Here is a 24,778-nt window from a genome sequence, read left to right on the forward strand (position 1 = left end):
GCAGCGCCAGTGAGGGGCACGCGCCCTTCGTGCTCCGACAGGATTTTGCGGGCGCTCGAATTCAGCTGCACCAGTACCTGTCCGTAAAATATTTTTATCAGCTCCAGGCCACGTGCACAAACCCACCTGGGTGATAACACAGCTTGCCAGCCACGCTTTGAAAACAATGAGTTTCCTTAGCAGCGGGCAGCGAATTCATAGGATAGGTGGGCAGCTGCGAACGGGCAAGCATGCCTCGCGGCTGGCAACTTTACACGCCCCTGCGCCAAGCACGGCCATTATTTCACTTGGTGTTAGGTATTACTCTGCAGCAAAAGCGCAGCCCCAGCTGGGTCAATTCTACGTTCCGAATGGCTGGCTAAGTCAGAACGAGCTCGGCCATGAGCGCGGTGCTGCCGCCGGCATCGTCGTCGGTCACGAGCAGGAGCTCCCAGCGGCGAGGACCCAGGGTGCGGCGCACGGCCAGGCCCTCGACCTTGCCCAGGTACGGGCGCCCCCCTGGCCAAGTGAGGCGCGCAAACGTGGCCGTGTTGTCGTTGCCATCGACCAGGCCCAGAAAGGAGCCCAACACGGCTCCGTCGAGCACGGCATCATCGGTATCCTCCACCGAGGCAGTCACGAAAAGCCGGCCCTGCACAAACGTGGCGCCGGAGAAACCGGCCGGCCTGTTGCCAATGTAAGGAACCGGAAAACGCAGCGGCGCTGATACCTTCGGCGCAGGACCGCTGCCCATCAGAAATTGCAGGGTAGCCGACAGCGGCAGCCGAAACTGCAGGGCGGCATCTACTTTGCCCACGGTGCGCTGAAAAAGGAGCAGCTCGGAAGCGGTAGTAGCCGCGGCTTCCAGATTAAGGACCGCGCCGGTGCCCAGCTGAGCCCGCAATAGCTCATAGAGCGGCCCCAACGCCACCTGCTGCGGCTTGCTGCCCGACACAGGCACAAACCAGCCCTTTTCGCGCGCCGGGGTGCTGCCCGAGCCCAGCGCCAGCACCCCGGCCTGCCCATCGGGCCAGGTGAGCGCCGTAAGGGCTTCGAGGTCGGGCTTGGTGCCTTTGGGAATGCGCCCCGTGCCAAACTCCGTGCTTTCGAAAAGCCGTACCTGGGCCAGCACGGCCAGCGTTGCCGAATCGAGCAGGTAGATAAACGGCGCATCGTCGCTGATAACGTAGGCCACCGGGCCAATCAGCTCGATGCCAGAGGCCGAGGGCAGGCCAGGAATGGGTTTCTCGGAGAGGATGGTCGCAGTCATGCGCGTAACCTCAAACGGGGCTGGTCGTTCGATAAAAGACATGCGGGTATGGCTATTCCAAGCCAAGCTTGGTTTCTTGGTACTGTCCCTACGCTGGCTGGCGGCTGCGCGATGTAATCCTACTTGACAATGACTAGCTCCACGCGCCGGTTGAGGCGGCGGGTTTCCTCCCGCTCGTTCGAGAACTTGGGCTTGGAGCCACCGAAGCCTACCGTGGTAATGCGCTTTTCGTCGACACCGCGGCCCACGAGGTAGCGCTTGACCTCGGCCACCCGGTCTTCGGAGAGCTGCTGGTTTTTGTCGGCCGGGCCCACGTTATCGGTGTGGCCTTCGAGGCGTACTTCGGTTCCGGGGCTGGCTTGCAGGGCGATGGCGAGACGGTTCAGCTCGGTGTAGGACGAGCCCAGCAGACCGGCTTTGCCCTGGGCGAAGATGATGCTGGGCAAGTCGACCTTAGCGCCCACAACCGCGGGCAGCAGCAGCAAGTCGCGGCGGGGCGAGCCGCTGGCAATAAGGGTGTCGCCTACTGTGAGGAAGCCACCGCCCGTGGCGGAGAGGTAGTACTTGCCGGGCAGCAGCGACATTTGGTAACCGCCGGTGTTGTCGGCCCGGCTGGTGGCATTGAACTGGACCCCGGCCGCGTTGGCTTGCAAATTGGCTTTCACGATGGCGCCCGGCACGGGCTGCTTGGTGCGGGCGTCCAGCACCCGGCCGCTCAAAAAGGCGCGGGGCGACGCTTCAGTAACAGCGGCAACGGGCGCAGCCGGCAGCGAATCGGCTGGCACGGCGCGCCCGGTACGCCAGATGTCCTTGGTGGCATTGGCAGTGGCCGACAACGAGAAATAGGCCGTTTTGCCGTCGGGCGTCAGGGTGAAATAAGCGTTGAAACCCGGGCCGTTTACGGCGGGGCCGAGGTTGCGGGGTTCGCTCCAACGGGTCCAGCTGTCGTCGAGGCGCTGGCTCACGAAAATATCGGCCGAGCCGTAGCCCATGTGGCCATAAGAAGCAAAATAAATGGTTTTTCCATCTGGTGTCAGCCAGGGCGCAAAGTCAAAACCGGGCGAGTTGAGCACCGGCCCTAAGGAAGCCGGCTCGCCGTAGCCGCCGTTGCCATCGGGGCGGCTCAGGTAGATGTCGTTGCCACCTTCCGAGTCGCCGCGCTCCAGGGAAAGCAGCAATATTTTCTCGTCCTGGCTCAGGAAAAAGCCCGAGCCCGGCACGGCCGTGTAGTAGCTGGCAATGCGAACCCCGTCAATCCGTACATTTTTGGCGGCTCCGCTGGTGGCCACCGTGCGGGCTACTTTGCTCATGCCCTCGTCGCGGGAGGCACCGGCCTCGTAGGTGCCGCGCAGATAAAGCGTTTGCCCCTGCCCCCCCACGGCGGCTACTACTTCGTTGTTCTGCTGGGTGTTGATGGCGTCGAGGCGAGTGGGCGGACCCCAGGTTTTGCCTTGGTCAGCGCTCTGGCTCATCCAGGCATCGCCAGAATCAGTGTTGCCTTCGGTGTTGCCCGCAAACTTGGTACGAGCGAAGTACAGCGTGTTTCCATCTGGGCTCAGCACCGGGTGCAGCTCATTGCCCGTGGTGTTAATTGCTCCGGCTAACGGCTGCGGCGGACCAAAGTGCGATGGCCCTTCCAGCACGTTCATTCGGAGCAAAAACAAGCGCCATTGCTGGCTGGCCCGGCCGTTGCCCTTCTGGGCCTGCACGGGCGTACCGTTAAATTTATCGGCCGCAGCCAGGGCCGCACAGCGGTTTTCGCTTTTGTTTTCGAGTTGGTAACTGCCGGCCGGGCCCGCTTGTACCAGCCGCCACTGCTGCTCGGCGCTGCCCTGGAAGGGCCGCTGCACCAGGGCCATGCCCTCGCCAGCCTTGCTGATGGTAAGGCACTGGTTGCTGTGGCGCGCTTCGATGCGGTAATACTCGCTGCCAGCCCGCAGGGGCACAAAGCGCCATTGCTGGCTGGCCGCGTGTGTAAACTCCCACTGCACGGCTGGGGCCCCGCTCACGGTGCTGGCGCTGGCAATGTCGAGGCTTCGGCCGCTGCCGCGGTTAATTAGGCCATAGTAAGCGCGCTCATCGGGCACGAAGGACGCTTGGGCGTGGGCAAACAGGGGCAGCAGCAGGAACAGCGAAAGCAGTCGAAACATCAGTGAGGGCGCGCAGGAAAAGAGCACGCGTGGGTGAACAATGCAAAAGAACGGCGGGAATGGCGAAATCTCCCGCTACCGTTCCGCTACTGGGGTAGTTGCTACAGCCCGTATTTGCTCCGAAACTTCTTCTCCAGATACGTTTGCTTGCTTTCCAAAGAGATGCTGCGGCCGTCGATAAAGGCGCGCGAAACGGCATTGGTGCGCATGTCCAGCAGGTCGCCTTTGCTGAGCACGAGCGTGGCGCTTTTGCCCACTTCCAGGGTTCCGTAGTCTTTATCGATGCCCATAATCTGCGCCGTGCTAAGGGTGACGGCCGTCAGGGCCTGCTCCTTGGTGAGGCCAAAGCCGGCGGCCGTGCCCGCCACAAACGCCAGGTTGCGCGAGCCGGCCGTTTCCTGGTCGCCTTGGTAGTCGAGGCAGAAACGAATGCCCGCGGCCTGAAGCTGCGCGGGCAGCTTGTAGGGCTGGTCGTAGTCGTCAGCGTCGCGCCGGGGCAGCGCGTGAATCCGTGACACGACCACGCTGATGTCGTTTTGCTTCAGGAAGTCGAGCACCATCCAGGCGTCGCGGGCACCTACCACGGCGACCTTCTGCGCACCCATGCGACGGGCAAAACGCACGGCTTCGATGATTTCCTTGCCGTAGTCGGCGTGCAGGTACAGCGTTTTAGAGCCGTCGAAAATACCGGCTAAAGCAGCAAGGCGCAGGTTTTCCTTGCGGCTGGCGGGCAGCTGGCGGTAAGCGCTGGCTTCGCCGAAAAGCTGCTCCAGGTCGCGCAGCTGGCTTTCGCGGACCTTTTGGCGCCGGTCAAGCGCCGTGGCATCTTCGCTGGGGCTGAGGCGGAACACCATCTGAGGCCAAGTGAGGTGCTGGCCGTCATCGGCGCGCACCACGGCATCCTGCCAGTTCCAGGCGTCGAGCTGCACCACGCTGCTCTGGCCGGCCAGCAGCCCACCGCGGGGCGTGGTTTGGGCCAGCAGCACGCCGTTGGTGCGCACAGTAGGTAAAATGTCCGAATCGGTGTTGTAGGCAATAAGGGCACGTACGTTGGGATTCATTGTGCCCACTTCCCGCTCATCCACCGTGGCCCGGACGGATTCTACTTCGGTCAGACCCAGCGTGGTATTGGGTACTATCAGACCCGGATACAGGTCCTGGCCGGCCGCGTCGATGGTCTCGTAGCCGGCTCGGTCGGCGTTGAAGCCGCCCGCTGGCCCGGCATAGGTCAGGCGGCCTTTGTCAAAGGCAACGGCAGCATTGGGCACCACTGTGCCATTGCCTACGTGCAGCGTGGCACCAGTAATGAGCACCGGCTTGGCCTGGGGCGGCGCGGGCGTGGGCACCTGAGCAAAGGCGGCGCAGGTGGTACTAGCAAGGGCGAGGGTTAGAATAAGGCGCATGGGTTCTTCTATTGCTAGTCGGCTAGTTCTTTTTCTTGCCCGATGGTGTCGCAGTGCCACAGGCCCTGCGGTTTGCTGGAAGCCGCTTGGGTAGGCGCGCCTCCTTTCTTGGCGGCCAGCATGGCCTGCACAATGCGCTGCCGCTCCTTCTGAATATCGGCCCGCAGGGCGGCATCGGCGGTGAGGCTGAACATCTCGCGGCCGTCGACGAAGGTGTATTCTGGGCGGGCATAAACGCTCAGGGGGTGGTCGGTCCAGAGCACCACGTCGGCGTCCTTGCCTTCCTTGATGGAGCCCATCTTAGCGTCGAGATGCAGCATTTTGGCCGGGTTGATGGTAACCAGGCGCAGGGCTTCTTCCTCGGTGAGGCCACCGTATTTCACGGTTTTGGCGGCTTCCTGGTTGAGGCGACGGCTCATCTCGGCATCATCGGAATTAATGGCCACGTTCAGGCCGGCCCGGGTCATGATGGCCGCATTGTAGGGAATGGCATCGCGCACTTCGTTTTTGTAAGCCCACCAGTCCGAGAAGGTGCTGGCGTTCACACCGTGCGCCTTCATTTTGTCGGCCACCTTGTAGCCTTCCAGAATGTGCGTGAAGGTGTTAACCTTGAATCCGAGGCGGTCGGCTACGCCCAGCAGCATGTTGATTTCGCTTTGCACGTAGCTGTGGCAGGTGATGAAGCGCTGGCGGTTCAGGATTTCAACCAACGCATCAAGCTCCAAGTCGCGGCGCGGGCCCTCGGTTTTGTTCTGCTTGCCTTTCCCGAGTTTGTTATAAGCTGCGAGGTCTTTCTGATACTCTTTAGCGCGGGTGAAAGCGTCGACGAACACCTGCTCGGTGCCCATGCGCGTTTGCGGGAAGCGCAGCACGTTCAGCTCGCCCCAGTTACTTTGCTTCACATTTTCGCCCAGAGCGAATTTGATAAACCCCGGTGCGCCGGCAATTTTCATGGCTTCGGGCGTGGCGCCCCAGCGCATTTTTACCAGCGCCGACTGCCCACCAATGGGGTTGGCCGAGCCGTGCAGCAGCTGCGCGGCCACCACGCCGCCCGCCAGGTCACGGTAAATACCCACGTCCTCGTTATCGACCACATCGGCCACGCTCACCTCACTGGTAACAGCCTGGGTGCCCTCATTCACGCCACCAGCTACGGCAATGTGGGAGTGTTCGTCGATAATGCCCGGCGAGAGGTGCTTGCCTGTGCCGTCGATGGTTCGGCCGCCCTTGGGCAGCGCCAACCCCTTCCCTATTTTGGAAATTTTGCCGTTTACCAGCAGTACGTCGGTGTTTTCGAGCTTGCCGGCGGCATCGCTGGTCCACACCGTGGCATTCTTAATTAGAGTGGTTTGCTGGCTGGGCATTTCAGCTCGGCCGTAGGCGGCGAAAGGAAAAATGACGTTACCTACCACCGGCGGCGGCGTCACCTTGGCCGAGTCCCGCTTGGCAGCGCGGCTGGCCTCTTCCAGGCGGGCAGCGCGCCATTTCACGGGCGTGCCATCGGCCAGCAGGCCATCGCCCTGGAATACGCGGCCCTCTTGCGTGTAGTAGCCGCTGAGGCGCACGGAACCAGAAGCCGCGTCAGCTTTTAAGGGTGCAGGAGCTTTAGCACCCTTGCCCCTTTGCTTGTCGTTGGGGTTGAATACCACTGTGGCCAGGTCGCTGGTCACGGCCACGTTGCCGCGGATTGTGTCTCCGGCAGTGGGCACAATTTTCAGCTCCGGTGCTTCGGGCTTGCCCTGTATCAGGAAACGGCCTTCGGGCTGGTCGCCGATTTTCAGGCTGTAGACGCCGCGGTAGTCGGCAGGCACAGTGCTCTGCTGGTAGCGCTCGCCCTGCACCCAGTTATCAAGCAGCACGTTGTCGTCGGCCAGGAAGCTGGCCGAGCACACAATGAAGTTGGCTTCCATGCCCGGCTTCAGGGCACCGATGCGGTCTTGGGCGCGGAGCAGACGCGCAGGGGCGTCGGTTAGGGCCTGCAGCGCGGCGGTTTCGCTCAGGCCGTACTGGGCAGCTTTGCGCAGGTTGGGCAGAAACTTCTTTTTGTCCTTTAGGTCAGCGGCGGTAATTACGAACGGCACGCCGGCCTGGCTGAGGCGGGCGGCATTGGCGGGTGCCAACTCCCAGTGCTTCAAATCCTCTAGGGGAATGCGCAGGGCGTCGTACACATCCTCCACATTGTAGGCATCGGGAAAGTTGAGGGCCAGCACAAAGGTGGCGCCAGTGGCTTTCAGGTCGTTCAGGCGCTGGTATTCGTCGCCGCGCCCTTTGATGATGTATTGCTGGCCGGCCTCATCGCCCACCTTATCGGCCCGCAAGGCCGAGAGCTTGTCGCTCACCTGAAAAATGGCGGGCAGCGCCTTTTGCTGGGTCAGGGCCTGCAGCGAGAGGTTCTGCTCGCGGCGGGGGTTGCGCTGGTTCCACTGCGCATCGAGGTAGGTTTGACGGAGCAGGGAAATGCTGCCCATCAACGAGCCCGGGTAGTCCTGGGTGCTGGTGCCCTTGTCGAACGACAGCCCCGAGGCCGCCTTTTCCAGCAGTATCACCTCGTTTTCCTTGCGATTGGTGTTCAAACTCACCAAGGCGGCCGTTCCGCGCATGATGCCGTCGGCCTGCTGCGTGAGCACGGCCCCGAAGCCCAGGGCTCGGTAGGCGGTGGCTTGGTCGGCGTTTATCTTGAAGTGCTCGGCTGCGTTCACTTCGGGGTGAATGGCTTGGTTCCAGTTGAAAGCGCCGGTTTTTTGGCTTTCAAACTGCGGCGGCACGCGGCGGCCCTGGCGTTCCGCTGGCTTTATTTCGGGCACGCCGTAGCTGGTGTACACGTCCACAAAACCGGGGTAGATAAACTTGCCGCGCAGGTCCTGCACCACGGCGCCAGCCGGTATTTTCACCGATGCCGCAGGGCCGGCTGCCAGCACTTTGCCGTCCTGCACCACCAGCGTGGCATCGCTGATGCGGGTTTTGTAGTCGTTGAACAGCGTAGCGTGCGTGAAGGCAAAGGTGCCCGGCCGCTGGTCAAACACGCCATTGCGCGGGTAAGTACCAGGCTGGGCCTGCGCCCCCTGAACCAGTAAGCCCAGCACCGCAAGAAACGGCACTTGCTGAACAAAAATCTTCATGCAAAAAGAAGTTACAATTCCTTAAAAACTTGCTTAAAAAGAGGGTCGCCCTTAGCTCGGCCATCAAATGTAGTTCCTCAAGCCATGGCGCGGCAACGGTTCTGTACAAATGCCAGTAATAATGTGGCAAGAGCCCGAAAACACCTTGGCATTTTCACCCCTATCCCTACCCCACCATGCGCAAAGGCACCAAAGTCACCTGGAAATACGGTACCGGTACCGCCACCGGCAAAATTGAATCGGTGCACAAAGAGCCCATTGCCCGCACCATCAAGGGCTCAGAGATTCATCGCAACGGCTCGCCCGAGGACCCGGCCCTGGTTATTGTGCAAGACAATGGCGACCGGGTGCTCAAGCTGAAGAGCGAAGTAAAGGCAGCATAGCTGCGGCCGCTAGCGCCCCAACCAAGTCACGCGCTCATTATTTTTATTACCATCGGCTACAATGGCGGCACCATTCAATACAAAGCGTCGCCGCACATTCTCGCCGCAGCTGCAGCAGCTTTTAGTATTGCCCGGCCCAGTTACTATCTCCACGTTGCTGATGTCGTAGGTGCGGTTGATAGCCGGCAGCACAAAGCGGTAGTTGTGCTCATTCAGGTTATAGGGCGTGGTATTTAGCAAGCGGGGCCAGGGCAGCATACCTAAGCTGAAGCCAGAGCGATAAAAGTCGACCGAGTTGCGCGATTGGCGCAACGTGTCAATTGGCATATTGAAACCGGGTGCAGTGTAACGCACAGCGTAGCCGCCATTGATTTCGGCCTTGCGAAATCCCCCTTGCAAACTGTCGCGGTCGAAAGCCAACGCAATATCCCCAATGAAAGGATTGCAGGGCGCACAATCTACGTTTTCACACCTGTCGCAGGCCGTTAAAACGCTGGCCAAGCCGAACGATACGAGGAGGCCGATGCACTGTAGGGTAGAGAAGGATTTCACAGGGGAAGCGGGTTTGGCTAAAGGTATTGCTTATCAGTTAAGATAAAAGCCCCGCTGGCACAAACCAGCGGGGCTTTTATGCAGCAGCAGTTAAGCTACTACAAGGCTTTTACAAGTTGTCTTTGTCAGGCTCGATGAAAGCTTGCTCGTCCATCTCCTTGGGCACTACCACAATGCCTTTCTGCAGCAGCGAGTTGCGCTTGCCGTAGAGGAAGTACACGATGAAGCCGAGCAGCATCCAGCCCATGGCCACCTTCAGGGTGAAGGCGTCGAGGGCCACAATCAGCAGCAGGCAGACAAGGGCACCCATCACCGGCACAAATGGGAAGCTAGGCGACGAAAACGGCGAACGGAACGGGCGGGGCTGGTCGGGGTCGGAGCGGCGCATAATCCACACGCCCAAGCTCACCAGCACAAAGGCCAGCAGGGTGCCGAACGAGGTCAGGTCGCCGGCCAGGGAGCCGGGCACGAAGGCCGCGAACAAGCCCACGAACACCATCAAAATCAGGTTGGATTTGTAGGGGGTGTTGAAACGGGGGTGCAGCTCCGAGAATGCCTTCGGCATCAGGCCGTCTTTGGCCATGGAGAAGAACACGCGGCTCTGGCCCATGAGCATCACCAACATTACCGACGAGAAACCAAGCAGGATGGCAACCGTTACGGCCGTGCCCATCCACTCGTAGCCGGGCATGTGCGCCTTAATGGCGTAAGTTACCGAGGCTTCGCCGCCCAGGGCGGGGTCAGCAAATTCGCGCCAGTTGGCAACGCCCGTCAGCACGTGGCCGAACAGAATGTAGAGGACGGTGCAAATGGCCAGCGAACCGAGAATGCCAATGGGCATGTCGCGCTTGGGGTTTTTGGCCTCTTGTGCGGCCGTGCTCACAGCATCGAAACCGATGAAGGCAAAGAATACGATGGCTGCGCCACCCAAAACACCTCCAAAACCGTGCTTATTCCACTCGGTGTACTCCCGAACCACGTCACCGGCGGCGTTCTTTACAGGCTCAGCATTTTCCGGAATCAGGTAGGGCGTGTGGTTGGCGGGGTCGATAAACTGCCAGCCCACTGCGATGAACACCAGCACGATAACAACCTTCAGCACCACTACTACGGCGTTGAACAAGGCCGATTCCTGCGTGCCTTTCACCAGCAGCAGGCTCAGGGCCACGATAACCAGCAGCGCGGGCAGGTTGATGATGCCGTGCTCGGTTACGCCGTTCACCACGGCGCTTTCAAATGGCGAGTGGCTGAGACTATACGGTATACTTGTGCCAAAAACCTCCAAGAGCTTGTTGAGATACTCGCTCCAGGCAATGCTGACAGTAGCCGCGCCCAGAGCGTATTCCATAATCAGGGCCCAGCCAATAACCCAGGCTACAAACTCGCCCATGGTCGTGTAGGCGTAGGTATAGGCCGAGCCAGCAATGGGAATCATAGCCGCGAACTCGGCGTAGCACAAGCCCGCGAATACGCAGCCAATAGCGGCCACAATGAAAGCCAACGTAACACCCGGGCCCGATGCCTGCGCGGCGGCGGCGGCGGTGCGCACGAATAGGCCGGCTCCAATGATGGCGCCGACACCCAAAGCCACGAGGTTACCCGCGCCCAATGTTCGTTTCAGGGTACCGTGCCCGGTGGCGTTGGCCTCACCGAGAAGCACACCTAAGGGTTTTTTGGCGAAAATACTTGCCATTTGTTAGGGATGAGGAAAGAAGAAGTTTGAAATAAAAATGACTTTAAAACGGAGCCGCCGAGTACCGCTTCCACGAAAAATCAATGGCAGCGGCAGCGGCGGGCCCGAAATATAGGCAGCAAATTCGCTCCGGTCCTGCTTTTTGGCCCAACCGTAGCGAGCGAATGAAGGCGCTGCTTCGATTAAACCCGGGCTACCCGGCAGCATCCAAGCCAGCAAATCATTGATTTAATCCCTGCCCCGACCATGACGAAAACTTTTGTTCTGCTGGCTACTCTGGCTGCTACTGCCACCCGCTCCTTTGCGCAATCGCCCGCCAGCGCTGGCCCCGCGCCCCCGGCCCAAGCCGGCGCCCGTCTTCAGCCCTCGCCTGAGCAACAGGCCGAACGCCGCAGCCAATATCTCGGCAAAGAGCTTGGCTTGAATGCCGACCAGAAAGCCAAACTGCAACCCATCTTGCTAGCCCAGCGCCAGGAAATGCTGAGCTTCCGTGACAAGACCCGCGCCGGTGGCAGCCGCCAGGGCATGGGCCAGCAGTTCAAAGCCTCCCAGGCCAAATACGCAGAGCAAATCCGCGCCGTGCTCACTCCTGAGCAGTTCTCCAAATTCGACCAACTGAGAGACGAGCGCCGCGACCACATGCCCGAGCAGCAGCCGGGTGGCCGCGGCAAGAGAGCGAATCAATAGTCCCCAGCCGAACGATGTAGAGACGCCACACTTGGCGTCTCGGCGGCCGCGCCGTTTGAATTGATTTAACGTCATCGTTCAACGCCGAGACGCCAAGTGTGGCGTCTCTACAAACTCGAAAATATTGGCTCGACCATTGCAATTAGCCTATACACCCGGCCCCGTTTCGGACGGTTCCCACCGCACATCTCCCCCTTTGCTATACCATCCCTATGAAAAAGACCCTGATTCTGCTCGCCGCCCTAGCCTTCACCACCGCCGGCACCAGCTTTGCCCAAACCGCTCCTACTAAGACTCACGCCAAGGCAAAAACCAAAAAATCGCCGGAGCAGAAAGCCGACCACAAAGCCAGCAAAATGGCCAAGGAGCTCGGCCTCACCGCCGACCAGGAAGCCCGCGTGGAGCAGCTGATGCTGGCCCGTCATCAGGAAACCGCCGCTTTCAAGGCCAAGTACGGCAATGATAAACAAGCCGGCCGCGCCGACATGAAAGCCGCCCACGACCGCTACCAGGCCCAGCTTAAAACCATCCTGACTGCCGACCAATACGCCAAGCTCAGCCAACTCAAGCAAGAGCACCGCGGCCATAGCAAGACAAAGGACAGCAGCAAAATGAAGGCGAAAGCCAAAGCTTAACCGCTTTCCACCCCTTGTCCTTTCCAAAGCCCCAGCTCCTACAGCTGGGGCTTTGTTGTACGGGCGGCTAAGCTCAACCAAACCCTCCGTTCCGCGACTTGCTTATATTTGGCGAAGCCACCCGGCTCCAGATTTCGCCATTTACCTCCCCTTCCTCATGCCTCCCCTCCCCAGTAGCACGGCCTCGGCCGTGCAAATCCAACAGTTTTACGACAAGGGCCTGGCCCAAGCCAGCTACGCCGTGCGCTGCGGCCGTCAGGTCGCCATCATCGACCCCGCCCGCGACCCGCAGCCCTACTACGATTTTGCCGACGAGCACGAGGCCGACATCATTGCGGTGATTGAGACCCACCCGCACGCCGATTTCGTGTCGTCGCACCTGGAAATTGCCGAAGAAACCGAGGCCGACATCTACTGCAGCAAGCTACTAGGCGCCAAGTACTCCCATAAAACGTTCGACGACGGCGACCGCATCAAGATTGGAAATTTTGAGCTGCACGCCATCAACACCCCCGGCCACTCCCCCGACAGCATCAGCGTTCTGCTCATGGACGACCTCGCCCAAAGCCGTGCCGTGTTCACCGGCGACACGCTTTTTGTGGGCGATGTAGGCCGCCCTGACCTGCGCGAAGACGAAGCCATCGGGGGCCACAAGCGCGAAGAGCTGGCCGCCGAGCTCTACCGCAGCACCCGCAACAAGCTCATGACCCTGCCTGGCACCACGCGGGTGTATCCCGCCCACGGCCCCGGCTCGCTCTGCGGCAAAACCACCAGCACCGACCTCGACAGCACCATTGCCAAGGAGCTAAAAACCAACTACGCCCTACAGCCCATGTCGGAGGAGGAGTTCATCAAAGTCCTTTTGAAAGACCAGCCCTTCGTGCCCAAGTACTTTGGCCACAACGTGAAGCTGAACAAGCAGGGCGCCCCCAGCTTCGAAGACAGTATCCGGGCCGTGCCGCACCTGCGCCCTGGCACGGCGCTCGAGCCCGGCGTGCTCGTCATCGACACCCGCCCCGCCGCCAAGTTCCGCGCCGGCCACCTGCCCGGCGCCATTAACCTGCAGGACGGTGGCAAATTCGAAACTTGGCTGGGCTCGCTAGTAGGCCCTACTGAAAAGTATTACCTGCTGGCCGATTCGCAGATTGCGCTGGATACCGTGGTGCGCAAAACCGCCAAAATTGGTTACGAGGGCAACATAAAAGGCGCTATGTTGGCTCCCCTGCAACTGCCCGCCACCAGTTCCGACGTCGATGTGGAAGCAGTGCGCCAGCACCCCGAGACCTTCACCATCGTGGACATTCGCAACCACGCCGAGGCCAAAGTGCCTGTGTTCGAGAATGCCTTAACTATTCCGCTCCCCGAGCTCCGCGAACGGGCCCGCGAGATTCCGACCGACAAGCCTATACTGGTGCATTGCGCCGGTGGCTACCGCTCGGCAGCGGGCGCCAGCATTGTGCAAAGTGCGCTGCCCGGCGCAGAGGTTCTGGACTTAGGCGAGGCCGTTACGGAGTTTCAGAAGCAAGCGGTGCATTAGTGGCGGTGAATAGCTGAGGTGCAGTAGCGACAGGCAAGCTGGTTAGGTTTGCCTTCCGATATTTATTTATATAATTACTTTTACATTTATGCTAATAACAAGTTCCAATAATTACGGAATTAAAGATGTATTGCGCAATGCTTTACTAGCACCTCAATGATTATTGAAAAACTCCTAGCGACACAGGGAATTCCGGCAATTTTAATTTGCTTAACAACCTTAATTTTTATAGTCTTTTAGTTTTTTCCTCTTTTTTGTTTTTGGTACAACTGCAGAAGCAGCGGCTTGGACCTCATTTTTTGGCGCTACGGGAGAATATTTTTATCATTCGAATATCAGAACTCCAAAATGGTTAGGCTATTTTTTGCAAAGACCGGAACATCATTCTATCCACCATCAACTTGATGTTCACAAGTACAACTATGGAGATATTACATGGTGGGATAGAATATTCGGCACATTTAAGGAAGCAGATGACTTTGCACCTAATTGCGGCTTTCCAAATAATAATGAACGAAGAATCTGGGAGATGCTCAGATTCAAAGACGTGTATAATAAGCAGTAAAACAGGTTGATAGGGCCCACTAAAAGTCAGTCAGGCAAGCAACAGTTATGAATCCATAGCTTAATGGCACCTATTTCCTATATTGTTAAATTATATTTTGCTTTCCGCCACAACGCGGAGAAACACCCATGGACTTTCAAGCAATTATATCTTGCATTTATTAATTGACACAATGTCCTGACAATATTTAGCAAATACATTTTCTTTCAATTACAATAGCGTTTCTCTATTAAATTCACTCTACTTGTACTCTGCCAGATTAGCCCCTGCATCTACTGCCGGGGCTTTTCCATTCCTCCCCGTTTGGGTATCTTCGTAATTATCTCTACCCTATGCGCGTCCTCCACACCGCCGACTGGCACCTCGGCCAACATTTCCTCACGGGCCAGGAACGCACCACTGAGCAGCAAGCCTTCCTCGAGTGGCTGCTGCTAACAGTGCAGGTCCAAGGCATTGAAGTACTAGTAATTGCCGGCGACATTTTCGATACCCAAACGCCGTCCTACACCGCGCAGGAGCTGTATTACACCTTCCTGGTGAAGATGCAGGCCACCGGCTGCCGCGACATTGTGGTGGTGGGCGGCAACCACGACTCCCCCACCATGCTCAACGCCTCGCGGCAGTTGCTGCGGCAGCTGCGCATCCACGTGGTGGGCGGCGTGCCCACCGACCCCACCGAGCAAGTGCTGCACCTCAACGCCGCCAATGGCCGGCCGGGGCTGGTGGTGTGCGCGGTGCCATTTCTGCGCGACCGCGACATTCGGCTGGCCGTGGCCGGCGAAACCCTCGACGACCGCCAAATCCGGATTCGCCAAAGCATTGCCGGGCACTACGCTGCCCTGGCCGAATGCGCAGCCGTTATGCGCCAGCGCGAACAAGACGTGCCCGTGCTTGCCACTGGCCACCTCTACGCCGCCGGCGGCGAAGCCCGCGAAGGCGCCGAGCGCGACGTGCACATCGGCGGCCTGGGCCTGGTGGGCGCCGAGCAATTCCCGGCTGCGTTCGACTACGTGGCACTGGGCCACCTGCACCGCCCGCAGGTTGTGGGCGGGCGGGCGCACATCCGCTACTCGGGCTCGCCGGTGCCGCTGTCATTCACCGAGGCCGACGACAAGCAACAGGTGCTGCTGCTGGAGTTCAAGGGCGCGGGCGCGCCCACCATCACGGCCCTGCCCGTGCCGGTGACGCGGCGCCTGCAGCGCTTCCACGGCACGCTGGAGGAGGTAGAAGCCGATATTCTGGCTTTCGATAACTCAGCCTTTCAGCTCGTGGCCTGGGCCGATGTGCTGGTACGCTCCGACGAAACGCCCACCGAGGTGCAGCGCCGCATACAAGCCGTGCTGCAACTGCAAAAAGCCCACGTGCTGGCCCCCCGCGGCGTGCGTCACCAGCGCGCCACCGAAGCCCCCGACCTGGCCGACAGCGCCATCCCGCTGGCTCTGCTGCACGAGCTGACTGTGGACGAAGTGTTTGGCCGCCGCGTAGCTGGCCTGCCGCCCGAGCGCGCGACGGCCCTGAAGGCTACGTTTGGCGAGCTGCGCCAACTGCTGGCAGAAGCCGACCCACAGGCCTGGCAGTAGCCCCACCCCTAATCCCTGAACTTAACGGCTCTACTTCATGGCCACCTCCCCTCTTGTATAGGTAGGGGGTCAGGGGATGGGGTCACGCCAGCAAGCCGTATCTTCGGGAAGTATTGATGGGAAATATCTTCGCATGAAAATTATCAGCGTCCGCTTCGCTAACCTTAACTCGCTCCCCGGTCCGTTTCTGATTCGCTTCGACGCCACGCCCTTAGCGGATACGGGGCTATTTGCCATCACCGGCCCCACCGGCGCGGGCAAAAGCACGCTGCTCGATGCGATTTCCGTGGGCCTCTACGGCCGAGTGCCGCGCCACGACCGCCAAGTGGGCGAAATGGTGAGCCGCCATGCCAAGGACGCTTTTTCAGAAGTAGAGTTTGAAGTGCACGAAACCAACCCCGACACCGGCGTGGTGGACCGCGTGCGCTACCGCTCGCGCTGGGAAGTGAAGCGCAAAGTGCGCGGCGAAGACAAAGGCAGCCTGAACGCCGATGCCATGAGCCTGGTAATGAGCCCCTCTAATGTCGCCGTGATTAGCGGTAAGGAGGCGGTACCAAAACGGGTAGGTGAGTTGTCGGGGCTCGATTTTGGACAGTTTGAACAGTCGGTGCTGCTGAGCCAGGGCAAGTTTGCGCGCTTCCTGCATGCGCCCGAAAAAGAGCGCAGCGCCCTACTCGAGAAGATGACCAACGTGGGCATTTACTCGCGGCTGTCAGTGGCAGCCTTTGAGAAAGCCAAAGAAGAAGAATTAAAAACCAAGCTCCTACGCGCCAAGCTGGATGCCACCCGCCTGCTGACAGAGGAAGAGCGAGCCGAGTTGGAAGCCCAGCTCGATGTGCTGCACCAGCAAGCCGAGCAGCACTACGAAGAGCAGCAGGACCTAACCATCTGCCTGACCTGGCGCACCATCCTGGACCAACTCGAAAAGCAGCTGCGCGACACTGCTCGCGAGTTGGAAAAGCTCAGCCGGGAAGATGAAACCTTGCAGCCCGATTTTGCGCGCCTCGATGGCCATACCCGCGCGGCTGCCCTAGCCAAGCCCCTGGCTTTGGTGGCCGCCGCGCAGCAGGAACTGGACCGCGACACCACCCAGTTGCGCGACTTGGAGCAGTCGCTGCCTCTGCTGGCCGAAGCCACCACGGCAGCCGAGGCAGCCCACGGGGTAGCCACTGCCGCGCACGCCACGGCTCTGGTTGAGGAAAACCGCCTGCGGCCCGTGCTCAGCAGGGCTCAGCAGCAGGACGCCGAGATAGCCGCGGCCGAGCGTCAGCTTACCCAAAAACGGGAAGCTCACGCCCAAATCCAGCACACCAACAAAGAAGCGGAAGTAGCCCTAAGCCAGCAAGCCGCAGAAATTGAGACGCTGCAGAACCATGACGCCATTCTCAAGCGCTGGCTGATTGACCATAGCGCGGAAATTGACTTGAAAGACCAGGTTCTGGAACTGAACCGCGAAATTATCGACCTGCAGGGCGCCCAAAAGGAAATTGCCACGCGCGAAGCCCGGCGCGCCGAATTGCGCAAAAGCCAAAGCGAAGCGACGGCTGACCTAGCCCGTCAGCGCGACCTCGAAAAGGATGCCCTGACCCGCCAGCAGGCCATCAAGGACGAAGGCCAGCCCTGCCGCACCGAGCGCGACGCCTTGCTGAACGGCACCACAGCTGCCGCCCTGGCTCAGCGCGCCGACGAGCTTACTACCTACCAGCAAGGCCTGCAGCTGCTGCTGCCCAAAGCTGAAGCTGTGCAGGAACAGCAAGCCCGCGTCGAAACGTTGAGCGCGCAAATTGACCAGGAAGCCCCTACCCTAGCAGCGGCGGAAACGGCCGTTACTCATCTCGAAACCCGCCGCACCGACGGCCAGCAGCTGCTCGAAAGCTACCGCCGCGAGCTGCGGGCCCAGCAAGCGCTGGCCGACCTGAACGCCCACCGCCAACACCTGCAGCCCGGCCAGCCCTGCCCTCTTTGCGGAGCGTTGGAACACGCCTTCACCGCCGATTTTGCCGCCGAAGCCGACGAGCAGGAGCAGCGCGTGGCCCGCCAGCAGCAGGTGCTCATGGCTCTGGACGATGAGCTGCGCCGCGCCACCTCCGCCTGCACGCGCCACCAAACCGAGCAGCGCCAACGCCAGATGCTGCGGGATGAAGCGGCAGCCGCAGCCGAGGCGGCCCAGCAGCAAATTGCGGCGCTGGCGGCTGCTCTGGTGCCAGCGCCGGCCCAGCCCACCGACCCGGCCGCAGTTCGGACCCTGTTGGCCGAAGCCACGACACAACAGGCCTCGGCCGCCGCCGACCGCCGCCGCCTAGCCGTGCTCGACGAAAAACTGACGGAATTGCGTGATAAATACACGCGAGCCGGAGAAGCGGCCGCCGCCGCCCAAAACGAGATTCCGCGCCTGCAGGAGCGGCAAAGCAGCATAGCGCTTCAACTAACTCAACTGGAAGAAGAACTAGTTGAGTGGAACGAGCAAGCCGCTATTTTCCAGCAAACCGTGCAGGACTTCCTGCGGCCCCACAAGCTCGCGTTGCCCGCCCGGCCGCCGTATGATGGAATTCTGGCCACCCTGCGCGAACGGGCCGATATTTATGAAGCTCAGGTAAAAACCTTAGACCAGCTTGGCAAAGCCTTGCTGGAAAAGAAAAGTGCGCACAACGCCCGCACCGAAGAGCTAAGCAGAAACAAGGGGCAGCTCGCCGCAGCCGCAGCCGCGCTCGAAGCCGAGCAGCAGGCGCTGGAGCAGCAGCAGGCCGCCCGGCAGGCTTGCTATGCCGGCGCCAACCCCAGCGCCGAAGCCGAACAGCTGCGCTTGGCCACCCAACAGCTGGCCGATGATGCGACCCGGGCCCAAAACCAGCTCGCCCGCCAGCAACAGGAGCTCGCCATCAAGCAGAATGCCCACACCTCGCTGCAAGCTCAGTTAACCCAGCACGCCACGGCCCACGCCGACCGTCAGGCCGAGCTGCTTGCAGCCCTTGCCGAAGCCGGCATTGCCACCGCGGCCGAGGCCCAGGCCCTGCTATTGCCCTCCGCCGAGGCCGAGCGCCTGCACCAGCGGCGCCAGGAGCACCTCACCGCCCAGGCCGCGGCCACCCGTCGCCTCACTGACCTCACCGCCGAGCTGAACCACCACGCCGAAGCCGGCCTCACTCCGCACACGGCCGCCGAACTCACCACCCAACTCAATACTCTCTCGGCCGCCGACGACATTCTGCAGCAGAAGCTGGGCGCAGTGGGCAACCAACTGAAGCAGGACGACGATGCCCGGCAGCAGCAGGCTAACGGCCTGCGCGAGTTGCAGCAGCGCCAGCTGGAAGAGCAGCGCTGGCAGGACTTGAGCGAGCAAATCGGCTCGGCGCGGGGCGATAAGTTCAGCCAGTTTGCCCAGGGCCTGACTCTGACGCACCTGGCCCGCCTGGCTAACCTGCGCCTGCGCCAACTCACGGGCCGCTACACCATCCTCAAGACGCCCCACCGCAACCTGGAGCTGCAAATCATCGACCACGACCAGGCCGACACCGTGCGGCCTATGGCCTCGCTCTCGGGCGGCGAGAGCTTCCTGGTGAGCCTAGCGCTGGCGCTGGGTCTCAGCGAATTGGCCGGCCACAAGGCCCGCATCGAGTCGTTGTTTATCGATGAAGGCTTCGGCACGCTCGACCCCGACGCCCTGAACACAGCCCTGGATGCGCTGGAGCGCCTGCAGCACTCGGGCAAGATGATTGGCATTATCTCCCACGTTTCCGACCTGAAAGACCGCATCAGCACCCAGATTCGGGTACGGCCCGGGGCGGGCGGCAACAGCACCGTGCACCTAGTGGGCGTGATGGGCAACGAAATCAGCTGCGCGGTGCAGTAGCGCCGCGGCTACTTCTTACCACGCCGGTTCACGATGCGCTCCACGCGCTGCCGCCGAATCCAGCGTAGGTACGTTTGTAGCTCTTCGGCACCGCGCAGCGCTTCTACGGAAGGGTAGCGCCGGGCCAGGTCGCGGTTGCTCAAAAAGCGGTGCACACTGCTGTGGCAGGGTTGGCACAGCTCCACGGTGGGGCCGTGGCGGCCGCCCTCTTCGCGAGGCACCAAGTGGTGTCGGGAGGTGGACTGAACCTCCCGTTCGCACAACCCGCACTGCGGGCCCGCAGGCGCGGGAGAAGGAAGTGGCAGTCCTGAAAGAGACCGGGTGTACCGCCGTGCCATGAGCTGAAATGAGCAGACCTGAAAAAGGACTTAATTAAAATATTAACAACTCAAGCTTAAGGCAAGTTGCGAGTTCATTCCCCACGCATTAACTTGGCCTGCATTGAGCTTAATTACACTGCTTTAATACCTGTTTATAGCACATCACCTTTTTCATCTTTCACCCCATGATGACATCAGTACCCTCTTTTTATGCACCCAAGCAGCGGTCGCTGGTTGGTCGAGTAACCGGCGCCCTTGCAGCGCTGTTGCTACTGGGCGCGGCGCCAAAAGCTCACGCTCAAACGTGGATGGTCAGTACTAATGCTCAAATAAAATTGGGCATACTGGATAAATACGGGCAGCTTGGCCCTTATTCTGCCACCTTCATTGTGCACAACGAGCGTACCGGCAAAGACTATCTGTTGGTTAAGGACTTGTCCACCGGCCAGACTGGGGTCGACGTGTTGTTTCCCACCGACCCCTCCGACCCAAATTATTTCAAAACCGAATCCGGCGAAGCGGCTGTTGCCTCCCCCGGACGCTACACCTGGGAGTGCCGGGTGAAGGGCGTAAAAGCTGTAGGCGGACGCTTTGTGTTTCCTGAAGTTGCAAACGACGTGACGGTCATCACCCGCTAACGAGGCGCTAACTAAAGTTTTCCATACCAAACACCCTAAAAGCCTGGCCAAGCGCCAGGCTTTTTTCGTTAAATGAGTTGCCGCTCCACCTATAAAAAGGCGGCTAGTCAGCTCTAATTGTTCATTTTCCTCTGTTTATACCGTGCCTCGCAAGTCTTTTCCCGAACTCATCAACAGTCCTGGCATGCCCGTGCTGGTCGACTTCTATGCTACCTGGTGCGGCCCCTGCAAAACCATGGCCCCCATTCTGGAGCAGGTAGCGGCCCAGCACGGCGGCAAGCTGCGCGTCATTAAGATTGATGTAGACCGCAACGCGGCCGTGGCCCAGCAATACCGGGTGCAGAGCATTCCCACCCTCATTCTTTTCCACCAAGGGAAGCCCGTTTGGCGGCAGGCCGGGGTGGTGCCGGCGGCGCAAATTGCGCAGGCGCTTCAACCTTATGTGGGCAAAGCATAGCATCGGCACAGACTGCGGCTAACGAGCAGGGGCTCAAACTATCGGGCCGGTCAAGGCGTTAGGTTAAGCGTTACCTTTGCGCTCTCACTGCTTGCTACCGTATGCTTCTCAGTTTTGCCGCGCGTTACTATCTATTATTATTTTTATTTATTGGACTTAGCGGGCCGCAGTTGGCTTGGTCGCAGCAGGCTTCTCGGTATACCATCAGCGGCACTGTGCGGGGGGCCCGCGGCGAAACCCTGCCGGGGGCCAGTGTAGCGGTGCCGGAATTGAACACGGGCACGGCCGCCGACTCGCTCGGGCGGTTTTCGCTGGTATTACCCGCAGGCCGGCATCAACTAGCAGTCGCCTTTATTGGTTACCAGCAGCTTACCCGCGACATCAACCTGACCCGGAACCAACGCTTCAGCTTTGTGCTGGAAGAAAGCGGCAACGAGCTCGGCGAAGTGGTGGTAAGAGGCTCGGCAACGCTGCAGGAGAAGCTCAAAACCACCCAGATGGGCGTAGAGCGCCTGACCATTCGCGAAGCTAAGCTGCTGCCTGCGCTGTTTGGGGAAGTAGACATTCTGAAAACCTTGCAGCTGAAGCCCGGCATTCAGAGTGGTGGCGAAGGCACCAGCGGGCTGTTTGTGCGCGGGGGCTCCTCCGACCAAAACCTGGTGCTGCTCGACAACACCCAGGTATATAACCCCACCCATTTATTTGGCTTGTTTTCGGTGTTCAACTCCGACGCCGTGCAGAGTGTCGACCTCTACAAATCGGGGTTTCCGGCTGAGTTTGGCGGCCGGCTGTCGTCGGTGGTCGACGTGAAATTGCGCGAAGGCGACCGGCAGAACTACGTGGCCACCGGTGGGGTAGGCCTGATATCGTCGCGCCTTACCTACGAGGGGCCCATCAACAAGGGAAAAGGCTCCTTCATCGTGTCGGGGCGCCGCACGTATTTCGACATTTTCACGCGGGCCCTCAACGAGGCCAACAAGGACAAGGAAGACTACAGTCCCATTCCCGACTATTACTTCTACGATTTCAACGCCAAGGCCAACTACTCGCTCAGCGACAAAGACCACCTTTTTTTAACAGGCTATCTGGGGCGCGACACGTTTGGGTTCAACAGCTCGGGCGGGTTCAATTTTGACTTTAGCTGGGGCAACACCATAGGCTCGCTGCGCTGGAACCACATTTTCTCGCCTAAGCTGTTCTCCAATACCTCGGTCTCGGTTTCCGATTATAAGTACAACCTCACCAACCGGCTCGACCAGTTCAGCTTTGGCCTGGGCTCGCGCATCACCGATTACAGCGCCCGCACCGATTTCGAGTACACGCCCAACGACCAGCACGTGCTTAAAGCGGGAGCCCAGCTCACCCAGCACAAGTTTGGCGTGGGCCGTCTCGACGCCAACTCCAGCGACGGCCGCATCAACTTCGGGTCCGACGTCAACTACTTCGGCCTGGATGGCGCTCTTTACGCATCCGACAACTTCAAAGCCTCCGACAAACTACAGTTGGAAGGCGGCCTGCGCCTCTCCGGTTTCCGCAGCGGCAGCAACCAGTACGGCGGCATCGAGCCCCGCGCCTCGGGCCGCTACTCTATCAACGACCACACATCGCTGAAGGCCAGCTACGCCCAGATGTACCAGTACGTGCACTTGGTCACAAATTCGGGCGCTTCGCTGCCGACGGACATTTGGTATCCGTCGCGGCTGTCGGTGAAGCCCCAGCGCTCGCAGCAATTGAGCACGGGCGCGAGTTTTTTATTGGGCAAAGGCGACTACCTGCTCACCAACGAGGTGTATTACAAGTGGGGCCAGAACCAGGTCGACTTTCGCGACGGCGCCCAGCTGTTTGTGAACCCCGAGCTCGATGCTGAATTTATTTTCGGCAAGAGCTGGAGCTATGGCAACGAGCTGTACCTGGAAAAGAAAACCGGCAAAACCACCGGGTGGATAGGCTATACCCTGGCCTGGAGCTGGCGCAATTTTCAGCCCCAGCGCGGAACTAACGGCGTGAACAACGGCCGCGACTTTCACCCGAACTACGACCGCCGTCATAATTTGACGGTGGTGGTACTGCATCAGCTCAACGCCCGCATCAACCTGACGGCAAGCTTTATCTACACTTCCGGCAACCTCACCACGCTGCCGCTGGGTCGCTTCGGCGTGCAGGACATTCCCGGCTCCAGCGTTGGTCTCGACCCGCGCCCGGTTCCTATTTACCCCGACCGCAACTCCTACCGCCTCATTCCCTATCACCGCCTCGACCTCGGCGCCGTGTACAAAATCGGAACGCAGCGCAACCAGGACCTGACCTTTAGCATTTACAACGCCTATAACCGGCGCAATGCCTACTTCGTGTATTTTGATACCGTGCGCGACCGGGCCTCCGGCCGCACCACCGGCTTCCAGGCGCGGCAGGCGTCGCTGTTTCCCATCATTCCCTCGCTCACTTACAACTTCCGTTTTTAGGCCCTGGTCCTCTAGGTGCCACGAGGTGCACGCACGCCGTCGGCGGTCCTGGCCGCGATTTTAAACACACTGCTTCTTCTTCTATGTCGGTATTAAGTAAATGGATTGGCGTGTTAGGGTTTGCGGGCCTGGGGCTCGGCCTGACGGGCTGCGACAACCTGGAAAACGACATTAACGTGGAATTGCCCAGCTACTCGGCTGAGTTGGCGGTGGAGTGCTACCTGGAGGCCGGCAAGCGCCCGAGCCTGACTGTGACCACCACGGTTCCCTACCTGGGCGCGGTAGTGCCGCAGCTGCCCGGCAACGTCGCCGTCCGCCTCACCCTGCCCAACGGCACCGTGGTGCCCCTCGCCTTTCAGCCCAATTACCAGGCCCTAACCGACACGGTTTCGGGCATAAAATTCTATACCCACATTGGGCGCGACACCCTGGTGGCCCGTCCCGGCGATGTGTTTAAGCTGGAGGTGAGCGACACCCAGGGCCGGCGCGTCACGGGCACCACCACCATGCTGGCACCCGTTCCCATCGATTCGGTCGAATACAAGTTCAACGACAAGACCGGTTCGGAGCGAAGGGCCTACTTCCTTACTAACTTCGTCGACCCGCCTACCCCAAACGACTGCTACCGCCTGCAGCTGCACCGGGGAGACCCAGCCAAAGGGGCGTTGCTAAAGCGGCCCGAAACCGATAATTCCTTCGAAGACCGGCTGCTCAACGGCAAGCCCTTTGTGGTGGGCACCAGCTACCGCTTTTTCAGCGGTGACACCGTAACGGCCACCCTGTACCACACCGATGCTGCTTTCTACCGCTTTCGGCAGTCGGTGCGCGATGCCCGCAACGCCAACGGCAACCCCTTTGCCCAACCCTCGGCCATCTCCAGCAACGTACAGGGCGGGGTAGGCATCTTCACGGTACTGAGCCAAACCCGGGTCACCAAGATTTTGCGCTAGCGCTCAATTTATTTTTCCTTGCAACCTATTGCTGCGTCGTCGACTCCGGCTGGTAGCCATTCCATTCATTATTTTCCGCTTATGTACTCTTATCAATTACGTTTTTTCTTGTTTCTGTTCCTTGCCACGGGCTTGGCACTTAGCAGTTGTAATAAGAATCACGACGCCCATCCTCAAACCCAAACCTTAGAAACCAAGCACCTCACCCACGGCAGCTGGCGCCTGGACGAAATTCAGCAAAATGGCCAGACCACCAGCACCGGCGCAGGCATTAAAGACCGGTATTCATTAAAGTTTCGGGACGATGGCACCTACCTGCAAATCATGCTGGGCACCACCACCACCTACAACGGCACTTGGATGCTCATGAACAATAACAGCGCACTGCACATGGTCGACCACAAAGGCGATGCCATGCACTACAAGCTGGTTTCCCTCACGGCGTCCTCCCTGCGCTACAGCTTTACCAACAAAGCCAATCAAGCTGAAGAGCTGGTGTTTTCAGCTCAGCCCTAAAATCACCCGCTTTTCAACTACGAAAGGCCCGT

At 59.9% G+C, this 24,778-nt stretch carries 18 protein-coding genes and 1 pseudogene; 12 read left to right on the top strand and 7 right to left on the bottom strand.

The annotated features are described in order from the left end of the window. Positions 1 to 358 precede the first annotated feature (358 nt). The 4 genes from ACP7AJ_RS17605 to ACP7AJ_RS17620 all read right to left on the bottom strand — a co-directional run bounded on the left by ACP7AJ_RS17605 (position 359) and on the right by ACP7AJ_RS17620 (position 7,921). Positions 359 to 1,291 carry a DUF6929 family protein gene (locus tag ACP7AJ_RS17605; protein ID WP_426061509.1) on the bottom strand — a complete coding sequence of 311 codons (933 nt, stop codon included), beginning with the start codon at positions 1,289 to 1,291 and terminating at the stop codon, positions 359 to 361. Between the two features lie 77 nt (positions 1,292 to 1,368). Then, positions 1,369 to 3,399, bottom strand: a complete 2,031-nt coding sequence (locus ACP7AJ_RS17610) for an RICIN domain-containing protein (RefSeq protein WP_426061510.1) — start codon at positions 3,397 to 3,399, stop codon at positions 1,369 to 1,371. A gap of 101 nt (positions 3,400 to 3,500) precedes the next feature. Beyond that, on the bottom strand, positions 3,501 to 4,802 hold the full coding sequence (locus ACP7AJ_RS17615) for an amidohydrolase family protein (RefSeq protein ID WP_426061511.1): 1,302 nt from the start codon (positions 4,800 to 4,802) through the stop codon (positions 3,501 to 3,503). A gap of 14 nt (positions 4,803 to 4,816) precedes the next feature. Continuing rightward, complete coding sequence (locus ACP7AJ_RS17620; RefSeq protein ID WP_426061512.1) at positions 4,817 to 7,921, bottom strand: amidohydrolase family protein; 3,105 nt, start codon at positions 7,919 to 7,921, stop codon at positions 4,817 to 4,819. Between the two features lie 176 nt (positions 7,922 to 8,097). On the opposite strand from ACP7AJ_RS17620, the gene ACP7AJ_RS17625 reads away from it, so the two are divergent. Beyond that, a complete protein-coding gene (locus ACP7AJ_RS17625; protein WP_426061513.1) occupies positions 8,098 to 8,304 on the top strand; it encodes a DUF2945 domain-containing protein in 207 nt (68 codons plus the stop codon). A gap of 9 nt (positions 8,305 to 8,313) precedes the next feature. Here ACP7AJ_RS17625 and ACP7AJ_RS17630 read toward each other — a convergent pair whose 3' ends face one another. Further along, positions 8,314 to 8,856, bottom strand: coding sequence for a hypothetical protein (locus tag ACP7AJ_RS17630; RefSeq protein ID WP_426061514.1), 543 nt, complete (start codon positions 8,854 to 8,856; stop codon positions 8,314 to 8,316). 109 nt (positions 8,857 to 8,965) lie between these two features. Then, positions 8,966 to 10,549: an amino acid permease gene (locus tag ACP7AJ_RS17635; protein ID WP_426061515.1), complete on the bottom strand. Its 1,584-nt coding sequence runs from the start codon at positions 10,547 to 10,549 to the stop codon at positions 8,966 to 8,968. 246 nt (positions 10,550 to 10,795) lie between these two features. Between ACP7AJ_RS17635 and ACP7AJ_RS17640 the strand changes: the two genes are divergently transcribed. The 6 genes and pseudogenes from ACP7AJ_RS17640 to ACP7AJ_RS17665 all read left to right on the top strand — a co-directional run bounded on the left by ACP7AJ_RS17640 (position 10,796) and on the right by ACP7AJ_RS17665 (position 19,403). Beyond that, positions 10,796 to 11,236, top strand: coding sequence for a hypothetical protein (locus ACP7AJ_RS17640; protein ID WP_426061516.1), 441 nt, complete (start codon positions 10,796 to 10,798; stop codon positions 11,234 to 11,236). A 212-nt stretch (positions 11,237 to 11,448) separates the two neighbouring features. After that, positions 11,449 to 11,871 (top strand): hypothetical protein, encoded by a 423-nt coding sequence (locus ACP7AJ_RS17645; RefSeq protein WP_426061517.1) that lies wholly within the window; start codon positions 11,449 to 11,451, stop codon positions 11,869 to 11,871. Positions 11,872 to 12,028: 157 nt separating this feature from the next. Continuing rightward, positions 12,029 to 13,408 carry an MBL fold metallo-hydrolase gene (locus ACP7AJ_RS17650; protein WP_426061518.1) on the top strand — a complete coding sequence of 460 codons (1,380 nt, stop codon included), beginning with the start codon at positions 12,029 to 12,031 and terminating at the stop codon, positions 13,406 to 13,408. A 253-nt stretch (positions 13,409 to 13,661) separates the two neighbouring features. Next, positions 13,662 to 13,973 (top strand): annotated as a pseudogene (locus tag ACP7AJ_RS17655) (sterol desaturase family protein); the annotation flags it as partial. A gap of 332 nt (positions 13,974 to 14,305) precedes the next feature. Next, on the top strand, positions 14,306 to 15,553 hold the full coding sequence (sbcD, locus tag ACP7AJ_RS17660; RefSeq protein WP_426061519.1) for an exonuclease subunit SbcD: 1,248 nt from the start codon (positions 14,306 to 14,308) through the stop codon (positions 15,551 to 15,553). A 133-nt stretch (positions 15,554 to 15,686) separates the two neighbouring features. Continuing rightward, entirely contained in the window at positions 15,687 to 19,403 is a 3,717-nt protein-coding gene (locus ACP7AJ_RS17665) for an SbcC/MukB-like Walker B domain-containing protein (protein WP_426061520.1), read from the top strand. An 8-nt stretch (positions 19,404 to 19,411) separates the two neighbouring features. Here the strand turns inward: ACP7AJ_RS17665 and ACP7AJ_RS17670 are convergent, their stop codons facing one another. Beyond that, the gene (locus tag ACP7AJ_RS17670; protein ID WP_426061521.1) at positions 19,412 to 19,627 is read right to left on the bottom strand and encodes an HNH endonuclease; all 216 of its coding nucleotides are present in this window, start codon (positions 19,625 to 19,627) and stop codon (positions 19,412 to 19,414) included. Between the two features lie 281 nt (positions 19,628 to 19,908). Between ACP7AJ_RS17670 and ACP7AJ_RS17675 the strand changes: the two genes are divergently transcribed. The 5 genes from ACP7AJ_RS17675 (at position 19,909) to ACP7AJ_RS17695 (ending at position 24,746) form a co-directional block, all read left to right on the top strand. Beyond that, positions 19,909 to 20,361: a hypothetical protein gene (locus ACP7AJ_RS17675; RefSeq protein ID WP_426061522.1), complete on the top strand. Its 453-nt coding sequence runs from the start codon at positions 19,909 to 19,911 to the stop codon at positions 20,359 to 20,361. 142 nt (positions 20,362 to 20,503) lie between these two features. Continuing rightward, positions 20,504 to 20,818 (top strand): thioredoxin, encoded by a 315-nt coding sequence (gene trxA / locus ACP7AJ_RS17680; RefSeq protein WP_426061523.1) that lies wholly within the window; start codon positions 20,504 to 20,506, stop codon positions 20,816 to 20,818. 101 nt (positions 20,819 to 20,919) lie between these two features. Then, on the top strand, positions 20,920 to 23,280 hold the full coding sequence (locus ACP7AJ_RS17685) for a TonB-dependent receptor (protein ID WP_426061524.1): 2,361 nt from the start codon (positions 20,920 to 20,922) through the stop codon (positions 23,278 to 23,280). Between the two features lie 83 nt (positions 23,281 to 23,363). Beyond that, entirely contained in the window at positions 23,364 to 24,230 is an 867-nt protein-coding gene (locus ACP7AJ_RS17690; protein WP_426061525.1) for a DUF4249 domain-containing protein, read from the top strand. Between the two features lie 108 nt (positions 24,231 to 24,338). Then, positions 24,339 to 24,746, top strand: a complete 408-nt coding sequence (locus tag ACP7AJ_RS17695) for a lipocalin family protein (RefSeq protein WP_426061526.1) — start codon at positions 24,339 to 24,341, stop codon at positions 24,744 to 24,746. Positions 24,747 to 24,778 lie beyond the last annotated feature (32 nt).

Origin of the sequence: Hymenobacter sp. B1770, from assembly GCF_049896385.1 — a bacterium.
GTDB lineage: Bacteria > Bacteroidota > Bacteroidia > Cytophagales > Hymenobacteraceae > Hymenobacter.

What these genes read in the sequence shown, in the direction of transcription:
- ACP7AJ_RS17685 (WP_426061524.1), top strand. Translation starts at nt 20,920, where the DNA reads ATGCTTCTCAGTTTTGCCGCGCGTTACTATCTATTATTATTTTTATTT.
- ACP7AJ_RS17615 (WP_426061511.1), bottom strand. Translation starts at nt 4,802, where the DNA reads ATGCGCCTTATTCTAACCCTCGCCCTTGCTAGTACCACCTGCGCCGCC.
- ACP7AJ_RS17610 (WP_426061510.1), bottom strand. Translation starts at nt 3,399, where the DNA reads ATGTTTCGACTGCTTTCGCTGTTCCTGCTGCTGCCCCTGTTTGCCCAC.
- sbcD (WP_426061519.1), top strand. Translation starts at nt 14,306, where the DNA reads ATGCGCGTCCTCCACACCGCCGACTGGCACCTCGGCCAACATTTCCTC.
- ACP7AJ_RS17635 (WP_426061515.1), bottom strand. Translation starts at nt 10,549, where the DNA reads ATGGCAAGTATTTTCGCCAAAAAACCCTTAGGTGTGCTTCTCGGTGAG.
- ACP7AJ_RS17605 (WP_426061509.1), bottom strand. Translation starts at nt 1,291, where the DNA reads ATGTCTTTTATCGAACGACCAGCCCCGTTTGAGGTTACGCGCATGACT.
- ACP7AJ_RS17690 (WP_426061525.1), top strand. Translation starts at nt 23,364, where the DNA reads ATGTCGGTATTAAGTAAATGGATTGGCGTGTTAGGGTTTGCGGGCCTG.
- ACP7AJ_RS17640 (WP_426061516.1), top strand. Translation starts at nt 10,796, where the DNA reads ATGACGAAAACTTTTGTTCTGCTGGCTACTCTGGCTGCTACTGCCACC.
- ACP7AJ_RS17675 (WP_426061522.1), top strand. Translation starts at nt 19,909, where the DNA reads ATGATGACATCAGTACCCTCTTTTTATGCACCCAAGCAGCGGTCGCTG.
- ACP7AJ_RS17625 (WP_426061513.1), top strand. Translation starts at nt 8,098, where the DNA reads ATGCGCAAAGGCACCAAAGTCACCTGGAAATACGGTACCGGTACCGCC.
- ACP7AJ_RS17665 (WP_426061520.1), top strand. Translation starts at nt 15,687, where the DNA reads ATGAAAATTATCAGCGTCCGCTTCGCTAACCTTAACTCGCTCCCCGGT.
- ACP7AJ_RS17645 (WP_426061517.1), top strand. Translation starts at nt 11,449, where the DNA reads ATGAAAAAGACCCTGATTCTGCTCGCCGCCCTAGCCTTCACCACCGCC.
- ACP7AJ_RS17650 (WP_426061518.1), top strand. Translation starts at nt 12,029, where the DNA reads ATGCCTCCCCTCCCCAGTAGCACGGCCTCGGCCGTGCAAATCCAACAG.
- ACP7AJ_RS17620 (WP_426061512.1), bottom strand. Translation starts at nt 7,921, where the DNA reads ATGAAGATTTTTGTTCAGCAAGTGCCGTTTCTTGCGGTGCTGGGCTTA.